Source organism: Romboutsia sp., from assembly GCF_035470145.1.
Taxonomy (GTDB): Bacteria; Bacillota; Clostridia; order Peptostreptococcales; family Peptostreptococcaceae; genus Romboutsia_D.
This window is the reverse complement of the sequence record NZ_DATIRC010000090.1, coordinates 1-2,121: the sequence shown is the minus strand read 5'-3', so window position 1 is coordinate 2,121 and position 2,121 is coordinate 1. Positions and strand designations below refer to the sequence as shown.

The 2,121-nt window shown below is 32.5% G+C and carries 3 protein-coding genes; 2 read left to right on the top strand and 1 reads right to left on the bottom strand.

What is annotated here, in order from left to right; genetic code table 11:
* Together VLM92_RS03210 and VLM92_RS03205 are read left to right on the top strand one after the other, a co-directional pair.
* Window positions 1-773, top strand: a 773-nt coding sequence (locus tag VLM92_RS03210; protein WP_325274908.1) for a dicarboxylate/amino acid:cation symporter, incomplete at its 5' end; no start/stop codon positions are given.
* 105 nt (window positions 774-878) lie between these two features.
* The gene (locus VLM92_RS03205) at window positions 879-1,808 is read left to right on the top strand and encodes a hypothetical protein (protein WP_325274907.1); all 930 of its coding nucleotides are present in this window, start codon (window positions 879-881) and stop codon (window positions 1,806-1,808) included.
* A gap of 115 nt (window positions 1,809-1,923) precedes the next feature.
* Here VLM92_RS03205 and VLM92_RS03200 read toward each other — a convergent pair whose 3' ends face one another.
* The gene (locus VLM92_RS03200) at window positions 1,924-2,091 is read right to left on the bottom strand and encodes a DUF1540 domain-containing protein (protein WP_325274906.1); all 168 of its coding nucleotides are present in this window, start codon (window positions 2,089-2,091) and stop codon (window positions 1,924-1,926) included.
* Window positions 2,092-2,121 lie beyond the last annotated feature (30 nt).

Sequence of the window (2,121 nt, the reverse complement as noted above, 5' to 3'; positions counted from 1 at the left end):
AAGTAGTTAAACCAGTAAAAGACTTTATAGATTCATTTGCACAAATAATGTTTAGAATAACTAACATGGTGTTACAATTAACTCCATATGGGGTATTTAGTCTTATGGTATCAGTATCTGCAAATAATGGATTAAGCACACTTATTCCTCTTGCAAAGGTAATTATTGCAATGTACATTGCATGTGCTATACATTTAGTTTTTATACATGGAAGCTTAATAGCCTTTGTAGCTAAAGTTAACCCAATTACCTTCTTTAAAAAGCTTTCTCCTGCTTTAGTTGTAGCCTTTACTACTAGAAGCAGTTATGGAACTTTACCAGTAACAATTGAAACACTAGCAAATAAAGTGAAGATTTCAGAAAAAATTTCAAGCTTTGTAGCCCCATTAGGTGCTTCCATGGGAATGAATGGTGGTGGTGGAATATACCCTGCTCTTATATCAATATTTGTAGCAAGAATATTTAATATTCATCTTAATGTAAGTGACTATTTATTATTAGTTGCTACTACTAGTTTTGCTTCAATCGGTATTGCTGGTGTCCCAGGAGCAGCAACTATTGCTTCAACAGTTGTTCTTTCAACATTAGGGCTACCAATAGAAGGTTTGGCTATGGTTCTTGGAATTGATATCGTAATTGATATGGTTAGAACTATGACCAATGTAGCTGGAGCTTCAGTAGTAGCATTATTAGTAGCTAGCTCAGAAGATGAATTTGATAAAAACACCTTTAATGAAACAAATAAAGATGATTTAAAATTAAAAAAAGCATAAGAAATTCGCTTTACTTGATTAAGTAGTTGGAAATTATATTTATATATAAATCATATAGAATATAATTTCCTTCAATATAAATATTTTATTTAGGAGGACTTTATTATGTCAAAGATTTATATTATTCATGAAAACAATGAATGGACTGCGCCACTTATAGAAGAGCTAAAAGCTCTACAGCTTCCATATGAAGATTGGTTTATTGATAAAGGAGTGCTAGATTTATCTCAAGCACCACCAGAAGGGATATTCTATAATCGTATGAGTGCTTCATCTCATACTAGAGAACATCGTTATGCAGCAGAATATACTGCTTCAATTTTAGCGTGGCTAGAGGGTCATGGCCGCAAGGTTCTAAACACTAGTCGCGCATTGCAGCTAGAGGTTAGTAAGGTTTTACAATACACTTCTCTTAACGCTCATGGAATTCGTACTCCAAAAACAGTAGCTGCTGTAGGAAAAGAAGAAATTATAAAAGCTGCACAAAGCTTTAACGGATCTTTTATCACTAAACATAATCGTGGTGGAAAAGGATTAGGAGTTCAACTATTTCAAAATATTGAAGCATTAAAAGCTTACGTTTATGGTCCAGAATTTGATGAGCCAATTGATGGAATAACACTTATACAGGAATATATTAAATCTCCTGATTCTTTCATAACTCGCTGTGAATTTATAGGCGGAAAGTTCGTATATGCTGTACAAGTTGATACTTCTAAAGGATTCCAATTGTGTCCTGCGGATGCTTGCCAAATTGGTGATACTTTCTGTCCTGTAGGTGTAACACAAAAGCCTAAATTCAAAATCGTAGAGGGCTTTATCAACCCTATACTTGACAAGTATGCTCACTTCCTTGAAGCAAACAGTATTCATATTGCTGGTATAGAATTTATTACTGATGAACATGGAGAAATCTATACTTATGATGTAAATACTAATACAAATTATAACTCAGATGCTGAAGCTATTGCAGGTATATCTGGAATGGGAACAATTGCAAAATATCTTGGTAGTGAGCTTAAAGTACAATATTAAATCTTAAATTTAAAATTCTATTTTTTTAACAAAAAAGGAGCCAATCTCTATTTTGAGACAGCTCCTTCCCTCTATTTTGTCTGAAAAATTATAGTTTTATAAATAATTTTCAATTCTAATGCTCTCTTTCAAAACTTCCACAGTCTGTACACTCTTTAGTTGTAGCATTATCTTCATGCTTAACTACTTTAATCTCATTAAGACTGCACTTTTCAACTGTTTTAGCATGATACTTACATTCATGTACAGTACATCCAATACTAGAATTTATATTTTGATTCATATTAGAACCTCCTTTAAATTAGACTAAAAA

What these genes read in the sequence shown, in the direction of transcription:
- VLM92_RS03205 (WP_325274907.1), top strand. Translation starts at nt 879, where the DNA reads ATGTCAAAGATTTATATTATTCATGAAAACAATGAATGGACTGCGCCA.
- VLM92_RS03200 (WP_325274906.1), bottom strand. Translation starts at nt 2,091, where the DNA reads ATGAATCAAAATATAAATTCTAGTATTGGATGTACTGTACATGAATGT.